Origin of the sequence: uncultured Acidaminococcus sp. (assembly GCA_900538365.1) — a bacterium.
Lineage (GTDB): Bacteria > Bacillota > Negativicutes > Acidaminococcales > Acidaminococcaceae > Acidaminococcus.
Window position 1 is genome coordinate 13,314 of record UPXT01000011.1, and the last position, 15,687, is coordinate 29,000.

29 protein-coding genes are annotated in these 15,687 nt (G+C 50.5%); all 29 read right to left on the minus strand.

Annotated features, from left to right (window positions below):
- Window positions 1–26 precede the first annotated feature (26 nt).
- On the minus strand, window positions 27–1,406 hold the full coding sequence (locus QZQ08_RS03630; RefSeq protein WP_296328006.1) for an APC family permease: 1,380 nt from the start codon (window positions 1,404–1,406) through the stop codon (window positions 27–29).
- Between the two features lie 1,001 nt (window positions 1,407–2,407).
- Window positions 2,408–2,746: a 50S ribosomal protein L17 gene (gene rplQ / locus QZQ08_RS03635; RefSeq protein ID WP_009015361.1), complete on the minus strand. Its 339-nt coding sequence runs from the start codon at window positions 2,744–2,746 to the stop codon at window positions 2,408–2,410.
- Window positions 2,747–2,763: 17 nt separating this feature from the next.
- Window positions 2,764–3,735: a DNA-directed RNA polymerase subunit alpha gene (locus tag QZQ08_RS03640; RefSeq protein ID WP_009015362.1), complete on the minus strand. Its 972-nt coding sequence runs from the start codon at window positions 3,733–3,735 to the stop codon at window positions 2,764–2,766.
- Between the two features lie 63 nt (window positions 3,736–3,798).
- Window positions 3,799–4,392 carry a 30S ribosomal protein S4 gene (gene rpsD, locus QZQ08_RS03645; protein WP_296328014.1) on the minus strand — a complete coding sequence of 198 codons (594 nt, stop codon included), beginning with the start codon at window positions 4,390–4,392 and terminating at the stop codon, window positions 3,799–3,801.
- 17 nt (window positions 4,393–4,409) lie between these two features.
- Window positions 4,410–4,802: a 30S ribosomal protein S11 gene (gene rpsK / locus QZQ08_RS03650; protein ID WP_009015364.1), complete on the minus strand. Its 393-nt coding sequence runs from the start codon at window positions 4,800–4,802 to the stop codon at window positions 4,410–4,412.
- Window positions 4,803–4,823: 21 nt separating this feature from the next.
- Window positions 4,824–5,189: a 30S ribosomal protein S13 gene (rpsM, locus tag QZQ08_RS03655; protein ID WP_009015365.1), complete on the minus strand. Its 366-nt coding sequence runs from the start codon at window positions 5,187–5,189 to the stop codon at window positions 4,824–4,826.
- Between the two features lie 19 nt (window positions 5,190–5,208).
- The gene (rpmJ, locus tag QZQ08_RS03660) at window positions 5,209–5,322 is read right to left on the minus strand and encodes a 50S ribosomal protein L36 (protein ID WP_009015366.1); all 114 of its coding nucleotides are present in this window, start codon (window positions 5,320–5,322) and stop codon (window positions 5,209–5,211) included.
- Between the two features lie 29 nt (window positions 5,323–5,351).
- The gene (gene infA / locus QZQ08_RS03665; protein WP_009015367.1) at window positions 5,352–5,570 is read right to left on the minus strand and encodes a translation initiation factor IF-1; all 219 of its coding nucleotides are present in this window, start codon (window positions 5,568–5,570) and stop codon (window positions 5,352–5,354) included.
- Between the two features lie 12 nt (window positions 5,571–5,582).
- Window positions 5,583–6,230 (minus strand): adenylate kinase, encoded by a 648-nt coding sequence (locus tag QZQ08_RS03670; RefSeq protein WP_296328023.1) that lies wholly within the window; start codon window positions 6,228–6,230, stop codon window positions 5,583–5,585.
- Window positions 6,231–6,240: 10 nt separating this feature from the next.
- Window positions 6,241–7,497: a preprotein translocase subunit SecY gene (secY, locus tag QZQ08_RS03675; RefSeq protein WP_366140916.1), complete on the minus strand. Its 1,257-nt coding sequence runs from the start codon at window positions 7,495–7,497 to the stop codon at window positions 6,241–6,243.
- Entirely contained in the window at window positions 7,498–7,938 is a 441-nt protein-coding gene (gene rplO / locus QZQ08_RS03680; protein WP_009015370.1) for a 50S ribosomal protein L15, read from the minus strand.
- A 12-nt stretch (window positions 7,939–7,950) separates the two neighbouring features.
- On the minus strand, window positions 7,951–8,136 hold the full coding sequence (rpmD, locus tag QZQ08_RS03685; protein WP_009015371.1) for a 50S ribosomal protein L30: 186 nt from the start codon (window positions 8,134–8,136) through the stop codon (window positions 7,951–7,953).
- A gap of 13 nt (window positions 8,137–8,149) precedes the next feature.
- A complete protein-coding gene (gene rpsE / locus QZQ08_RS03690) occupies window positions 8,150–8,650 on the minus strand; it encodes a 30S ribosomal protein S5 (protein ID WP_296328031.1) in 501 nt (166 codons plus the stop codon).
- Window positions 8,651–8,668: 18 nt separating this feature from the next.
- The gene (gene rplR, locus QZQ08_RS03695; RefSeq protein WP_016459951.1) at window positions 8,669–9,031 is read right to left on the minus strand and encodes a 50S ribosomal protein L18; all 363 of its coding nucleotides are present in this window, start codon (window positions 9,029–9,031) and stop codon (window positions 8,669–8,671) included.
- Between the two features lie 25 nt (window positions 9,032–9,056).
- Window positions 9,057–9,605, minus strand: a complete 549-nt coding sequence (rplF, locus tag QZQ08_RS03700) for a 50S ribosomal protein L6 (RefSeq protein WP_296328035.1) — start codon at window positions 9,603–9,605, stop codon at window positions 9,057–9,059.
- Between the two features lie 29 nt (window positions 9,606–9,634).
- Entirely contained in the window at window positions 9,635–10,033 is a 399-nt protein-coding gene (gene rpsH, locus QZQ08_RS03705) for a 30S ribosomal protein S8 (protein ID WP_009015375.1), read from the minus strand.
- Between the two features lie 32 nt (window positions 10,034–10,065).
- On the minus strand, window positions 10,066–10,251 hold the full coding sequence (locus QZQ08_RS03710; protein WP_009015376.1) for a type Z 30S ribosomal protein S14: 186 nt from the start codon (window positions 10,249–10,251) through the stop codon (window positions 10,066–10,068).
- Window positions 10,252–10,265: 14 nt separating this feature from the next.
- A complete protein-coding gene (gene rplE, locus QZQ08_RS03715; RefSeq protein WP_009015377.1) occupies window positions 10,266–10,808 on the minus strand; it encodes a 50S ribosomal protein L5 in 543 nt (180 codons plus the stop codon).
- A 20-nt stretch (window positions 10,809–10,828) separates the two neighbouring features.
- Complete coding sequence (gene rplX / locus QZQ08_RS03720; RefSeq protein WP_009015378.1) at window positions 10,829–11,149, minus strand: 50S ribosomal protein L24; 321 nt, start codon at window positions 11,147–11,149, stop codon at window positions 10,829–10,831.
- 18 nt (window positions 11,150–11,167) lie between these two features.
- On the minus strand, window positions 11,168–11,536 hold the full coding sequence (gene rplN, locus QZQ08_RS03725; RefSeq protein WP_009015379.1) for a 50S ribosomal protein L14: 369 nt from the start codon (window positions 11,534–11,536) through the stop codon (window positions 11,168–11,170).
- 50 nt (window positions 11,537–11,586) lie between these two features.
- Window positions 11,587–11,847 carry a 30S ribosomal protein S17 gene (rpsQ, locus tag QZQ08_RS03730; RefSeq protein WP_009015380.1) on the minus strand — a complete coding sequence of 87 codons (261 nt, stop codon included), beginning with the start codon at window positions 11,845–11,847 and terminating at the stop codon, window positions 11,587–11,589.
- A gap of 35 nt (window positions 11,848–11,882) precedes the next feature.
- The gene (gene rpmC, locus QZQ08_RS03735) at window positions 11,883–12,077 is read right to left on the minus strand and encodes a 50S ribosomal protein L29 (RefSeq protein ID WP_009015381.1); all 195 of its coding nucleotides are present in this window, start codon (window positions 12,075–12,077) and stop codon (window positions 11,883–11,885) included.
- Window positions 12,077–12,535, minus strand: a complete 459-nt coding sequence (gene rplP, locus QZQ08_RS03740; RefSeq protein ID WP_009015382.1) for a 50S ribosomal protein L16 — start codon at window positions 12,533–12,535, stop codon at window positions 12,077–12,079. The genes rpmC and rplP overlap by 1 nt, the downstream gene beginning before the upstream one ends.
- Window positions 12,535–13,218 carry a 30S ribosomal protein S3 gene (gene rpsC / locus QZQ08_RS03745; RefSeq protein WP_296328051.1) on the minus strand — a complete coding sequence of 228 codons (684 nt, stop codon included), beginning with the start codon at window positions 13,216–13,218 and terminating at the stop codon, window positions 12,535–12,537. Before rpsC ends, rplP begins: the two co-directional genes overlap by 1 nt.
- Window positions 13,219–13,246: 28 nt before the next feature.
- Window positions 13,247–13,582 carry a 50S ribosomal protein L22 gene (rplV, locus tag QZQ08_RS03750; protein WP_009015384.1) on the minus strand — a complete coding sequence of 112 codons (336 nt, stop codon included), beginning with the start codon at window positions 13,580–13,582 and terminating at the stop codon, window positions 13,247–13,249.
- A 23-nt stretch (window positions 13,583–13,605) separates the two neighbouring features.
- Window positions 13,606–13,887, minus strand: a complete 282-nt coding sequence (gene rpsS, locus QZQ08_RS03755) for a 30S ribosomal protein S19 (RefSeq protein ID WP_009015385.1) — start codon at window positions 13,885–13,887, stop codon at window positions 13,606–13,608.
- Between the two features lie 28 nt (window positions 13,888–13,915).
- Window positions 13,916–14,746: a 50S ribosomal protein L2 gene (gene rplB, locus QZQ08_RS03760; protein WP_009015386.1), complete on the minus strand. Its 831-nt coding sequence runs from the start codon at window positions 14,744–14,746 to the stop codon at window positions 13,916–13,918.
- A gap of 21 nt (window positions 14,747–14,767) precedes the next feature.
- Window positions 14,768–15,058 carry a 50S ribosomal protein L23 gene (gene rplW / locus QZQ08_RS03765; protein ID WP_296328059.1) on the minus strand — a complete coding sequence of 97 codons (291 nt, stop codon included), beginning with the start codon at window positions 15,056–15,058 and terminating at the stop codon, window positions 14,768–14,770.
- Complete coding sequence (gene rplD / locus QZQ08_RS03770) at window positions 15,058–15,687, minus strand: 50S ribosomal protein L4 (protein ID WP_296328062.1); 630 nt, start codon at window positions 15,685–15,687, stop codon at window positions 15,058–15,060. Before rplD ends, rplW begins: the two co-directional genes overlap by 1 nt.

Genomic DNA, 15,687 nt, shown 5'->3' on the forward strand with positions numbered 1-15,687 from the left:
CATAACAAGCTAAGTAACAGCGTGCCTTAGCAAGCACCCCGCGTTTCCTCGTCAATGATTTCCTGGCGGCGCTTCAAGAGGACAGCTCGGTCCACACGACCCGTCTTCAGGGCAAGGTAGCTAAGTGCGAGCGGAACGACAAGGACAATCAGAGCAACCACGGCATCTTGGGCCTGCATATCCTTCAGTAGCGTCACGGCCACCATAAAGGCACTGAATCCGCCAAGGATGCAGCATGCTTTATAGGCACCAAGGGAAAGGGGCAGGGAGCGATTGGCGAACTGTTCGGGGTAAAGTTTTGGAATCTTGATGCAGGCCACATTGAGATAGGCATTGATGAACATGCAGGGGATCATGAGCATGCTGATAACGTTGTTGAAATCCATCTTCGTAATAATAGGAATCGCCGCAAGGACATAAACCAGCAGGTAGGCACCATAGGGATAATGATCCTTGTTCTGACGCTTGAGGAACCCAGGCAGCCAGCCGTCATTACCCATCTGAATAAGGGGCTCGCGGATCATGACGAGAACACTTAAGAAAGAAGAGATGATAGCGCAGACACCGCCGCCGATGATAAAGAAGCCAAATAGTCCGTGACTGAGGAAGGACGAAGCAACAACACTGAGATTCTTGCCAGCAATCTGGTCATAGGGAAGGATTCCCGAAGCAACTAGGCTCATGAGACCGTAAATAACGGAAACAACAAGACAAGTATAGATGATGCCATAAGGAATGGAGCGTTTCGGGTCCTTGGCAATGGGCACAACACCGACAGGGCCCATTGTCGTTCCCTGGCAGGCAAAGCCCATGATGGCAACGGCGCTGATGATGCCCGCAACGCCGCCGTGAAAGAAGCCTCCGTCAACAGCAGGATCAAAGAAAACAGAAAAGTTGACTTCCGGAAGACCGAGGACGATGAAAAGGGCCATGGCCATGACAAGGAGGGCCGTCGCCACATTCTGGAAAAGGGTGACAATGCGGTTACCTCGAATGGTCAAAAGAAAATGAAGACTAAGAATGACAAGGCTTACAGCCATTTCATGTTCAATGAGAACCGGCCAGAGACTACCTAGATAGTGAGTCAAGGCCATGGAATAGCCTGTGAAACCGAAGGCCCAGATGACATTGGTCCAACCGCCGTAGCCCGTAAGGAGCGGGGAAAGAAGCATGCCACGCATACTGTAGTCGCCGCCCTTGATGATGAAGATGCTCGATAAGGCCAGATTATACCAATAAGCCAGGAGCATATAAAATACACACAAGATGGTGATAGGAACTACAGAGCGCCCTGTCAGCGCAATGGCTGAACCCAAGGTGACGAAGATGCCCGCACCGACAGCACCGCCCACACCGAGGCCGATGATGTTGCCGATGCCTATTTTCTTTTCTAATTTTCCACTCATGTGAACCCTCCTCATAGAAAACGGATATTTGAGCAATCTTGATTAGGTAGAGTTCAATGCGCATTACTCTTAGGTTGTCTCTATCTTACCTACTTCCAGCCGTCCGGTCAAAAGGGCCTTCATTTCCTGAAAAGAAATGGAAAAATTCTAAAGTTTCGTATAAAGAAATTTTAGGCCCTATTTTCGTATCTATTTTTATTTTTATTATTTTAAGGGGGAAAATCATGAAAAAATCAATTTTCTAAAAAATTGCAAGATTTGTAGAGTTATGAAAGATGAGTGGAGGGAGATAAGGCTCCGTCACGCTGTCTCGAGCCTCCGCCGGTCCGATGATACTAGCAGCTCGCGAATCGATTGGCGATGGACTTACCACCCTGGCGAGGCGAATCGATTTCGGAGAAATCGATCACTGAGGCAAAAGACCGTAGGGCGAAGAATAGTGCTGGGAGAAGTATCGTTTCTATATTTCATGGCAACAACAAAGCTCCGAAGAAAACAAAAGGTACATGAAGTAAAATAATTAAAGCCCCACCCCGAACGCGTGTCTTAGTTCGGGGTGGGGCTTACTTTATATTCTTTTTCTTTAGGTACGATACATTTTGCATCGTACTGTTCCCGTACTGTCTTTTCGCCTTAGAGACGGCGAAAGCCGTTCCGCCTTACCAAGGCGGGAGACCATCAAGTGAGGTCATAACATGACCTCCTTTATGGTGGTGGATGAGGAGCGCAGCGACGTCTCCTTACGAACGGTAGTGAGGACCATTCGCCCGGAGTTTCGAAGGACGCTTTTGGAGCGAAGCGGAAGTCCGAGAAACATGTTTGAGGGCGAATTAAGTTCCGCCCCCTCCCGAAGGGCGGTTTGGGGCGGTGCCCCAAGGTCTTTTGCCTCTAGTCTTTTAGCATCACAGCATCAATTCAGCCCGATTTTTGGGCTGACCCCAAAATAAGGAACCCCCTGCATGCTGACGCATGCAGGGGGTTCCTTATGCCTTGAGACCCAATCAGATGAGTTCCAGGATGGCCATATCAGCAGCATCGCCGCGGCGAGGGCTGGTCTTGTAGATGCGGGTATAACCGCCATTGCGTTCCTTATATTTCGGGGCAATGACTTCGAAGAGTTTCTTCGTGGCTTCTTCATCTACGAGGAAGGCCAGAACTTTACGGCGGCTAGCCAGGTCATCGGTTTTGGCCGTCGTAATGAGTTTTTCTGCCAGACCGCTGATTTCCTTGGCTTTGGTTTCAGTGGTCTCAATTCTCTCGTTTTTGAAGAAGGCGGTCAGGACGCTACGGAACAGCGCTTTCCGGTTGCTGGAGCTGCGGCCCAATTTTCTGTATGCCATGTTTCGTCTTCCTCCTATTATTCTTCGTCGGAGCTGCGCAGGTGAAGGCCCAGTTCCTCAATCTTGTTCTTGACTTCTTCCAAGGATTTGCTTCCGAGGTTACGGACGCAAATGAGCTCGTCTTCCGTCTTGTTGATGATATCCTCTACCGTGTTGATGCCGGCCCGTCTGAGGCAGTTGTTGGAACGGACGGTGAGGTCCAGATCGTCAATGGACATCTGGAGCACGGACGATTTCGTTCCTTCCTCATCAGGTTTGCCACTTTCTTCGCTCCCCTGGATCTTGGGAACGTTGGTGGTCTTGAAGAGGGCCAGGTAGTTGATCAGGATTTCAGCAGCACTCGTCACGGCTTCATCCGGTCCCAAGCTGCCGTCGGTCCAAACTTCCAGGGTCAGGCGGTCATAGTTGGTGACGTTGCCGACACGGGTGTCGGTGACGCCAAACTTGACGCGCGTGATCGGGGAATAGATGGAGTCGACAGGAATGAATCCAATGGGCTGATCCTTGGATTTGTTCTTGTCAGCTGAGACGTAGCCGCGGCCGATATCGACATAGATTTCCATATTCAGGTTGGCGTTCTTGTCGAGGGTTGCAATGTGCAGCTCCGGATTCAGAACTTCCGTATCCTGGTCGGTAATGATGTCGGCACCGGTCACTTCACCTTCGCCGGACTTCTTGATATAGAAAGTCTTGGGTTCGTAGGTGCCCTGGTCATCCAGGTTCACCTTGAAGCACAAGGCTTTGATGTTTAAAACGATATCTGCGACGTCTTCCCGTACCCCCTCGATGGTGGAGAACTCATGGAGCACACCATCGATCTTGATTCCCGTGACGGCCATGCCGGACAGGGAGGACAGGAGCACACGACGCAGGCTGTTGCCTAAGGTAATACCGTATCCACGTTCCAAAGGTTCCCAGACAAACTTTCCGTATCGTCCATCAGGGGAAATTTCGTCGATAACAAGGCTCGGTTTTTCAATTTCCTTCATGCGGAAGCCTCCTTTTGCGCATTACCACAATACGCAGTATCTATTGTGGAGAACAGTATAAGATTACTTGGAGTACAGTTCGATGATGAGCTGTTCTTCGATAGGAACATCGATTTCATCACGAACAGGCAGACGGTCAACCTTTCCGCTGAGGTTCTGTCCATCTACAGAGATCCAAGCAGGAACAGCGCTCTTACCGAGGGTTTCTGCCATACCTTTGAAGTAAGCGGAGCTGCGGCTTCCTTCCATAACGGAAACAACATCACCGGCTTTGACGAGCGCAGAAGGGATATCCAGGCGCTTGCCGTTTACGGCAATGTGACCATGGGTAACGAGCTGACGAGCCTGACGGCGCGTACGAGCAAGACCCAGACGGTACACAACGTTGTCCAGTCTGCGTTCCAGGAGGATCAGCAGGTTGGTACCAGCGATGCCTTCCATTTTCTTTGCTTTTTCATAGTAGCCGCGGAACTGTTTTTCCAGAATGCCATAGATGAACTTGGCTTTCTGTTTTTCAGCCAGCTGCATACCGTATTCGCTCTTCTTCTTGAACTGACGTTTCGGCTGACGGTGGGATTCTTTCATCACACCGACGAAAGCCGGAGACATGCCCAAGGATCTGCATCTTTTCAGAACAGGAGTCTTATCAATAGCCATCTAACACTTCACCTCCATTATACTCTTCTGCGTTTAGGCGGACGGCAGCCGTTGTGCGGGATCGGAGTTACGTCCTTGATGGATTCAACTTCGAGACCTGCGGCCTGCAGTGCACGGATTGCGGCTTCACGGCCAGCACCCGGGCCCTTGACGAAGACTTCGATTCTCTTCAGGCCATGTTCCATAGCGGCTTTAGCAGCCGTTTCGGCAGCCATCTGAGCTGCGAAGGGAGTGCTCTTACGGGAACCGCGGAAGCCCATGCCGCCTGCGGATGCCCAGCTGAGGACTGCACCGGTCGTATCGGAAATCGTTACGATGGTGTTATTAAAGGTGGAACGAATATGTGCCACACCAGCTTCAATGTTTTTGCTTACTTTCCGTTTGTTACGGACAACTTTCTTACCAGCCACTCGTCTGATCCCTCCTTACGATTATTTCTTCTTGCCGCCAACGTTCTTGGGGCCTTTGCGAGTACGGGCGTTGTTCTTGGTGTTCTGACCACGAACAGGCAGACCTGCTCTGTGGCGACGGCCACGATAGCAGCCAATTTCCACCAGACGCTTGATGTTCAGGGATTCCTCACGGCGGAGGTCACCTTCTACTTTATATTCGTGGTCCAGGAGCTCACGAAGCTTTGCGATTTCAGCTTCCGTCAGGTCACGGACACGGGTATCCGGGTTGATCCCAGTCTTTTCCAGGATTTCGCGGGAAAGGGTCAGGCCAATACCGTAAATATACGGCAGAGCATATTCAACACGCTTATCTCTCGGCAAATCTACACCGGCGATACGAGCCATTATTCAAAGCACCTCCTTCTTAACCTTGTCTTTGTTTATGTTTCGGGTTTTCGCAAATGACCATAACGCGGCCTTTGCGCTTAATGATCTTGCATTTTTCGCAAATGCGTTTTACAGACGGTCTAACTTTCATTGTTGCTGAACCTCCTCTTGCCAATCCTCTTATTTAAACCGATAAGTAATCCGGCCCCGGTTGAGGTCATAAGGCGTCAGTTCGACAGTGACCTTGTCGCCAGGGAGGATCTTAATAAAGTTCATACGTATTTTGCCAGAAATGTGGGCAAGGATTTCGTGGTCATTTTCCAGTTTGACCCGGAACATGGCATTAGGCAGGGATTCAAGGACCGTACCTTCTACTTCAATAGCATCTTGTTTCGACACAATCCTGCCTCCTTACTTACCCTTTACAGCCTTGACAACGTCAGCATAGACCTTGTCAATGGGCTGGGTGCCATCGATTTCCTTGTACACGCCGGCAGCTTTGTAATACGCAATCAGAGGAGCTGTTTGGCTATGATACGCTTCCAAACGTTTCTTTACAGTCGTTTCCTTGTCATCATCCCGCTGGTAGAGAGATCCACCGCATTTGTCACAGACATTCTCCTTTTTGGGAGGATTGAAGGCAACATGGAAGGTTGCGCCACAGGCCTTGCAGATGCGGCGGCCCGTTACGCGGCTGACAAGGTCGGCGTCGGGAACAGCAATGTTCACAGCGGCGTCAAGCTCGATCTTGAGGTCCTTCAGGATGTCATCAAGAGCAGCAGCCTGTTCCTTCGTGCGTGGGAATCCATCCAGGATGAATCCTTTGACACAGTCCGGCTGGCTCAGGCGTTCCCGTACGATTCCAATGGTGACTTCGTCGGGCACCAGTCCGCCGGCGTCCATATATTTCTTGGCTTCCTTGCCCAGTTCCGTTCCATTTTTCACAGCCGCACGGAACATATCTCCCGTGGAAATATGGGGAATTGGGAAGTCGGCAACTAATTTTTCTGCTTGGGTTCCCTTGCCTGCGCCGGGAGGTCCCATTAAAAGAATATGCATATTTTCTCTCCTATTTCATGAAGCCTTGGTAATGACGCATCAGTACCATGGATTCAACCTGCTTCATCGTATCGAGGGCAACACCAACAACGATGAGGAGTGCCGTACCGCCAAAGTAGATGCCGGAGATTCCCGTCAACCACACGATGAGGTTTGGCATCACCGCAATGAAGGCGAGGAATACGGCCCCTGCCAAGGTGATCCTGTTCATGATCTTATCAAGGTAAGCAATGGTCGGCTTGCCAGGGCGAAGGCCCGGAATGAACCCACCGTACTTCTTGATGTTGTCACACATCTCAGGGATGTTGAGGCTTACTGCCGTATAGAAGTAAGTAAAGAACAGGATGAGCAGTACGTACAGTGTTGTCTGCAGCGGAGTGCCCCACTGGAGGTAGCTGGCTACCTTCTGCACCCAGGGAACCTGGATAAACTGGGCAATCGTTACAGGAAACATCAATACGGAAGAGGCGAAGATGATAGGCATGACACCGGCTTGGTTAACCTTAAGCGGAATATAGGTCGTATGGCCACCGTACATCTTGCGCCCAACAACACGCTTGGCGTACTGGACAGGAATCTTGCGGTAAGCGACGGTGATCGCTACGACAAACATCACCATAAGTACAGCCAGGACAGCGAAAATCAGGAGATTGAAGATGTTGATGGTTCCGGCTTGTAAGTACCGATACATAACGGCCATTCCACTCGGAAGCCTTGAAATGATACCAGCGAAAATGATCAGCGAGATCCCGTTTCCGATCCCTCGCGCCGTAATCTGCTCACCGATCCACATGAGAAGGATCGTGCCTGCCGTCAGGGAGACGACAATGGTGAGGTAGGAGAAGAAGGTCGGGTTATTAACGGCAACGCGGAGGCCATACGCCATGCCGATTGCCTGGATCACACCAAGGACCACTGCTGCGTAGCGGTTGATCTTATTGATCTTCTTGGCGCCCTCTGCTCCTTCCTTGGACCATTCTTCCAAGGTCGGGATGACCACGGTCAAAAGCTGAGTGATGATCGACGCATTGATATAAGGAGTAATGCTCATAGCAAATATTGAGAATTTGCTGAGTGCGCCGCCGGAGAACAAGTCGAGCAGCCCGAACAGGTTCCCATTATTGAAAAGCTGTTCGATCATGGCTGCATTGACCCCCGGAACGGGGATTTGCGTTCCAGCCCTGAATACTATGAACATCGCAAGTGTAAAAGACAACTTCTTTCGGAGTTCTGTAGCCTGCATCAGGTTATCAAGGGCTGAAGCCAATTAGATCACCTCTACTTTACCGCCGGCAGCAACGATCTTTTCCTCTGCGGTCTTGCTGAAGCCACAAGCCTTGACGGTGAGCTTCTTCGTAAGTTCGCCGTTACCGAGGATGCGGATACCGTCGCGAACGTTCTTGACGATACCTTCTTCGATAAGGGATACAGGATCGACCACTGCGCCGTCGTCAAAGCGATTCAGTTCCTCGACATTTACAACGGTGTAATGAGCGCCGAATTTATTGTAGAAACCGCGTTTCGGCAGACGCAGGTATAACGGCTTCTGGCCACCTTCGAATCCAGGACGTTTTACCCCGCCACTACGGGATTTCTGACCTTTTTGGCCTTTACCGGATGTCTTGCCCAGTCCGGAACCAAGACCACGGCCAACACGGACGCGGGATTTCTTGGAGCCAGGAGCGGGTGCTAATTCATGCAGATACATCGCAAGCCCTCCTTAAGCCTTGACTTCTTCGACTTCAACAAGATGTGCGACCTTGTGGAGCATGCCACGGAGGGAAGCACTATCTTCTTTTACAACACTGGTACGGATCTTACCCAAGCCCAGGGCCTTAACGGTTGCGCGCTGGTCTTTCGGATAACCAATCAAGCTACGGGTAAGCGTGATTTTAACTTGTGCCATCTCGCTGTCCTCCTTAGCCTAACAATTCTTCTACAGTCTTACCGCGCAGGGCAGCAACATCTGCAGCATTTTTCAGGAGCTTCAGGCCTTCCAGCGTTGCACGAACAACGTTGTTCGGGTTGGAAGTTCCCTGGGATTTGGTGAGGATGTCTTTGACACCAGCCAGTTCCAGGACGGCACGGACGGGGCCGCCGGCGATAACACCGGTACCAGGGGCAGCCGGTTTCAGAAGGACGCGGCCAGCACCAAAGATGCCGATGATTTCATGAGTAATGGTGGAGCCCTTCATCGGAACCGTGATAAGGTTCTTCTTGGCATCTTCCACACCCTTCCGGATGGCTTCAGGCACTTCGGCAGCTTTGCCCATGCCCATGCCAACTTTGCCATTTTCGTCACCGACAACAACCAAAGCAGAGAAGGAGAAACGACGTCCGCCTTTGACGACTTTAGCTACGCGGTTAATGAAGACGACTCTTTCTTTGAAGCCGTCATCTTGTTTTTCAAAATTAGCCACTTAAATGTCCTCCCTCTGTTAAAATTCCAGGCCAGCTTCGCGAGCAGCTTCTGCAAGAGCAGCTACACGGCCATGGTACAGGTAACCACCGCGGTCAAACACAACGGTCTTGATCCCTTTTTCAAGGGCTTTCTTGGCGATTTCAGCACCAACAACCTTGGCTGCTTCGATGTTGCCGCCGTAGTTTTCTTTGTTGGCCTTTTCAACCGTGGAAGCAGCGACGAGGGTTTCGCCGGTTTCATCGTTGATGATCTGAGCATAGATGTTGCTCAGGGAGCGATATACGTTAAAACGGGGTCTTTCAGCAGTACCCACAATATTTCTGCGCATGCGCACGTGACGTTTCTGACGTGCAGCGTTCTTATCTTTCTTGTTCAGCAAGAGATTCACTCCTTCCTTCTAGAAATTACTTCTTGCCTTTGGCGCCCGCTTTACCAACCTTGCGGATGATATGTTCGCCAACGTAACGGATACCCTTGCCTTTATAAGGTTCAGGAGCACGCAGGCTGCGGATTTCAGCGGCAACAGCACCCACTTTTTCCTTGTCGATACCGGATACGACGATCTGGCTCGGACCAGGAACATCAAAGGTGATGCCTTCGGGCGGTTCCATGACGCAGGGATGGGAGAAGCCGAGCGTAAAGCTGATGGCCTTGCCCTGTTTAGCAACACGGTAACCAACACCCTGAATTTCCAGGCTCTTGGAATAGCCTTCCGTAACACCGATGATCATGTTGTTGATCAGGGTACGGGACAGGCCGTGGAGAGAGCGATGGGTCTTATCATCGCTGGGGCGGCTCACGGTGATGATGCCGTCTTTGAGTTCCACGCTAATTTCTTTGTTGATCTGGCGGGAAAGTTCGCCTTTCGGTCCCTTGACGGTGACCAGATTATCGTTCACGGTTACCGTAACCTTATCAGGGACGGTAATCGGATTCTTACCAATTCTTGACACTTATAAGCACCTCCGGTCCTAGGATGATCTTACCAAACGTAAGCGATGACTTCGCCGCCAAGTCCAGCCTTGCGGGCAGCCTTGTCGGTCATCATGCCCTTGCTGGTGGAGATAACAGCGATCCCCAGGCCACCCAGTACGCGAGGCAGCTGGTCTTTCTGGGAGTAAACCCGGAGGCCGGGTTTGGAGATACGTTTAATGCCGGAAATAACATGTTCCTTGTTCGGACCATATTTCAGAAGTACGCGGATCACATCTTGATGCTTTCCGGGAACGACTTCGAAATCTTTAATGAAACCTTCGTTCTTCAAAATCTCTGCAATGGCAGTCTTGATTTTGGAACAGGGGATTTCAACTTTATCGTGATGAACCGAGTTTGCATTACGGATGCGCGTAAGCATATCGGCAATCGGATCAGTCATAGTCATTTGCGAATATCCTCCTTCCTGAATTTGCGCTCTTACCAGCTTGCTTTTTTAACACCGGGGATAGCGCCTTCATAAGCGTATTTCCGGAAGCAGATACGGCAAATGCCGAACTTGCGCATGTAAGCGTGCGGTCTGCCACAAATCTTGCAGCGGTTATATTGACGAACCTTGAACTTAGGTTCCGCTTTCCATTTCTCAATCAATGCGGTCTTTGCCACGGTTTTACTCCTCCTTACGCACTGAACGGCATACCGAGCAGTCTCAAGAGCTCTCTGCCTTCTTCGTCACTCTTAGCCGTCGTAACGATGATTACGTCCATGCCGCGGACTTTATCAACCTTATCATAGTCGATTTCCGGGAAAATCAGCTGTTCCTTGAGGCCGATGGAGTAGTTGCCACGACCGTCAAAGGACTGGGGATTGACACCACGGAAGTCACGGACTCGAGGAAGAGCGATGTTCATGAATTTATCAAGGAATTCATACATGCGGCTGCCGCGGAGCGTAACCTTGACACCAATCGGCATGCCTTCACGCAGTTTGAAAGCAGCGATGGATTTCTTGGCTTTCGTGATGAGAGGTTTTTGGCCGGAAATAACGGTCAGGTCCTCAACTGCGGAATCGATGGCTTTGCTGTTGGTGACAGCATCGCCGCAGCCAATGTTGATGACAACTTTTTCCAGTTTCGGAAGTTCGTTGACATTCTTATAATTGAACTTTTCCATTAAGCCTTTGCAGACTTCGGAAGTATATTTTTCTTGCAATCTGGTTGCCATTTGTTCTCCTCCTTCCCGTATTATTTATCGATGACTTCGCCGCATTTCTTGCAAGCTCTGGCGAATCCGTCACCAACAGCCACTTTCTTAATACGGGTCGGTTTCTTGCAGGCCGGGCAGACAATCATGACGTTGGAAGAGGAAATCGGGGATTCCTTTTCCACAATGCCGCCCTGCGGGTTTTTCTGGCTCGGTTTGCTGTGGCGCTTCACAACGCTGACGCCTTCAACGGTAACTTTGCCTTTTTTAGGGAAAGCCGCTACGACTTTGCCTTCCTTGCCTTTATCTTTGCCGGCGAGTACCACAACGGTATCGCCTTTTCTTACGTGTAATTTGGTCATGTTCGCGATACCTCCTTCTTAGAGTACTTCCGGGGCCAGGGAAATGATCTTCATGTAATCTTTTTCACGAAGTTCACGTGCAACTGGTCCAAAAATACGAGTGCCCACAGGGCTCTTGTCGTCTTTGATCACGACAGCTGCGTTTTCGTCGAAACGAATGTAGGAACCGTCAGCACGGCGGGTGCCTTTAACGGAACGGACGACAACAGCCTTTACAACTTGACCTTTTTGGACAACGCCACCGGGTGTTGCATCCTTAACAGCAGCTACAATCACATCACCGATATTGGCGTATCTACGATAAGAACCGCCCAATACGCGGATACACATAATCTTCTTGGCACCGGTATTGTCGCCAACATTCAGCACCGTCTGTTGTTGAATCATGGTTTACCTCCCTTGCTGAGCAAGACAGCCCAGCAGTCTATCAGTCAATCTTATTTTGCGCGTTCAACGATTTCAACGACACGCCAGCACTTATCCTTGGACAAAGGACGGGTCTGCGCAATCTTAACGGTATCACCAACATGTGCATCGTTGTTTTCGTCATGAGCCTTCAATTTGATGGTATGCATTACGCCTTTTTTATAGAGGGGATGCTGAACCAGACGTTCGATGGCGACCACTACGGTCTTTTGCATCTTGTCGCTAACGACTTTGCCCGTACGCGTAACACGCATGTTTCTTTCTTCAGCCACGAAATGTTGCCTCCTTCGCTTAGGTATAACTCCAATTAGGAGTTAATCTCGCGTTCTCTCTGGATCGTTTTGATCTGGGCGATGGACTTCTTGACTTCACGGATCTTCATGGGGTTTTCCAGTTGTCCCGTCGCCATTTGAAAACGCAGGTTGAAAAGTTCGTCTTTCAAGCCGGCCAGCTTTGCATCGAGATCGCTGCCAGACATTTCTCTGATTTCTTTAGTTTTCATTAAGCTTCACCACCTACTCCATTTTCACGCGCGGTGACTTCGGCATCCAGCTGTTCCTTGCTAACAAAACGGGTCTTGATCGGCAGTTTGTTGCCAGCAAGACGCATCGCTTCGCGAGCAACTTCTTCCGTTACGCCAGCCATTTCGAACATCACGCGGCCCGGTTTGACAACGGCAACCCAGTATTCAGGGGAACCTTTACCACTACCCATACGGGAGCCAGCGGCTTTAGCGGTGACAGGTTTGTCCGGGAAAATCTGGATCCAGACTTGACCGCCACGTTTGATGTAACGGGTCATAGCAATACGGGCAGCTTCGATCTGACGGTTGGTGATCCAGGACGGTTCCAGGGCAACCAACCCATACTCGCCGTGTGCTACACGATTACCACGCATTGCGCGGCCCTTCATGCGTCCTCTATGTTGTTTACGATGCTGTACTCTCTTTGGTAATAACATTATTTCGCCCCTCCTTCATGCCCTTCAGGAGCTTCTTTCTTAGCGGCTGCTTTCACAGTCGGGAGAACTTCACCTTTGTAGATCCATACCTTGATGCCGATACGGCCATAGGTGGTATGGGCTTCAGCGGTACCATAGTCAATGTTGGCACGCAGGGTGTGCAGGGGAATGCTGCCGTCACGATAGGATTCGGTACGAGCAATTTCAGCACCGCCAAGACGGCCGGAGCAGGTAATTTTGATCCCTTTTGCACCAAGGCGCATGGTACGGCCTACGCACTGTTTCATGGCACGGCGGAATGCGATACGGCGTTCCAGCTGGCCAGCTACGTTTTCAGCAACGAGGGTAGCATCCATATCGGGGGATTTGACCTCGATGATGTTGATGTCCAGTTTGCTGTCGGTCAGTTTAGCAAGGTCCTTCTTGAGGAGCTCGATGTTGCTGCCCTGACGGCCAATAACAATACCCGGTTTAGCCGTGTAGATGGAAATACGCATCTTTTGTTCGGTTCTTTCGATGGCTACACGGGAAATGCCAGCCTGGAACTGTTTATCTTTAATGAATTCACGGATTTTGATATCTTCCAAAAGATACTTTTGATAGTCTTTGTCGGCGAACCACTTGGAATCCCAATCATTGATTACGCCAACCCTAAAACCATGTGGATTAACTTTCTGACCCACTATTCATTCCCTCCTTCTGACAGGATGATTATTTTTCGGATACAGCAACAGTCACGTGACTGGAGCGTTTCAGGATCTTGAATGCCTGTCCACGGGAGCGTGGATGAATTCTTTTCATGGTCGGACCCTGGTCCACAAATGCGCTGGACACTACCAGATTATCAACGTTCATGTCGAAATTATGTTCCGCATTGGCAACAGCCGAGCGAAGCACCTTCTCAATCACTTCAGAACCAACCTTAGGGGTGTACTTGAGGATTGCGAATGCTTCGTTCACGGACTTGCCGCGGATGAGGTTGATCACAATGCGCAGTTTGCGCGGTGCGATGCGGATATATTTGGCAACAGCCTTAGCTTCTTCCATCGTATGGTTCCTCCTTCCCCTACTTATTTACCAGCGACAGCAGCCGCTTTATCACCATGGCCTCTGAAGAGGCGGGTCGGTGCAAATTCGCCGAGTTTATGGCCAACCATATCTTCCGTAATGTAGACGGGGACATGTTTGCGGCCGTCATGAACAGCAATGGTATGCCCCAGGAATTCAGGGAGAATCGTAGAGCTGCGGCTCCAAGTCTTGACGACTTTCTTTTCCCCTGCAGCATTCAGGGCATCAATTTTCTTTTTCAGGCTTTCCTGGACGTACGGTCCTTTTTTTACAGATCTGGACACGGGTTATGCCTCCTTTCCCAGTACTTGGTTATTTCGTTCTGCGTTTCAGGATCAGTTTGCTGGAAGCTTTCTTGTTCTTCCGGGTACGAGTACCAAAAGCACTCTTGCCCCAAGGAGTAACAGGACGCTTACGACCAACAGGGGAGTGACCTTCACCGCCGCCATGCGGATGGTCGTTCGGGTTCATCGCAACACCGCGGTTAGCAGGACGGACACCAAGCCAACGGGAACGGCCGGCTTTACCAAGGGTCAGGTTTTCGTGATCCAGGTTGCCGATTTCACCGATGGTTGCACGGCAGTTGATATGGACCTGACGGAGCTCACCAGAGGGGAGACGGAGCAGGGCATAGCTGCCTTCTTTAGCCATGAGCTGGATACCAGCGCCAGCAGAACGGCCAAGCTGACCACCTTTGCCGATTTTCATTTCGACGTTGTGGACCATGGTACCGAGGGGGATATTAAGGAGCGGCAGCGTGTTGCCAACCTTGATATCAGCTTCGGGACCGCTCACGACGACATCGCCGACCTTCAGGCCCTGAGGAGCCAGAATGTAGCGTTTTTCGCCGTCAGCATAGTTCAAAAGGGCAATGTTGGCAGAACGGTTCGGATCGTATTCGATCGTAGCCACTTTAGCCGGGATATTGTCCTTCGTGCGTTTGAAATCGATGATACGATATTGTCTCTTGTGGCCGCCGCCCTGATGACGGACCGTGGTCTTACCGGTGTAGTTGCGGCCGGCATGTTTGTTCAGTTTGACAACCAAAGGGCGATGGGGCTTATCCGTCGTAATCTCTTCAAAGGTGGACACAGTCATGCTGCGTCTAGAAGGAGAATACGGATTAAAGCTTTTAATAGCCATGTTTTGACCTCCTTAGACGAATTACATTCCTTCGAAGAGCGGAATCGTATTGCCACTAGCGAGCTTTACAATTGCTTTCTTGTAATCGGAACGCTTACCTTCAAATCTGCCCATGCGTTTTTTCTTGCCTTCAACGCGGACAGTATTGACGTTAACAACCTTGACATCGAAGATGGCTTCAATGGCTTGGCGGATTTCAGTCTTGTTAGCTCCCATAGCTACCTGGAAAGTGTATTTGTTGTCCTTCATCATATCAGAAGTCTTTTCGGTAACGATAGGTCTAATGATGATGTCGCGAGGATTAGCAGCCATTATGCGAGCACCTCCTCAATTCTAGCTACGGCATCTTTGGCCAGCAGTACTTTTTCTGCATTCAGGATATCGAAAACATTCAGGCAGTCATTGCTGAGTGCTTTGACTTTCTCGATGTTGCGGGAAGAAAGTTCAACGTTTTCGTTTTCACCGTCCGTGATGATCAGGGCTTTTTTGTCAGAAGCTTCGAAGCCTTTGAGCATTTCAACGGTGTTCTTGGTTTTGTTATCGGCAAAGGTAAGACCATCGACGATAACGAGGGAGCCATCAGCAACCTTGGAGCTCAGTGCGCAGCGAATAGCAAGACGACGGGCTTTGCGGGGCATATCGATGGCATGGCTGCGGGGGCTCGGTCCAAAGATGGTACCGCCGCCAACCCACAGAGGGGAACGAACGGAACCGGCACGGGCACGGCCAGTACCTTTCTGTTTCCAAGGCTTTCTGCCGCCACCACGGACCATACCGCGGGTTTTGGTAGCATGGGTGCCTTGACGTTCATTGGCTTGCTGCATAACAACAGCCTGGTGGACAACGGCTTCGTTGAATTCTACGCCAAAGACGTAATCCATCAATTCTATTTCTTCACCGGTCTTTTTACCGGTCAGATCGTAAATTGCAACTTTCGGCAT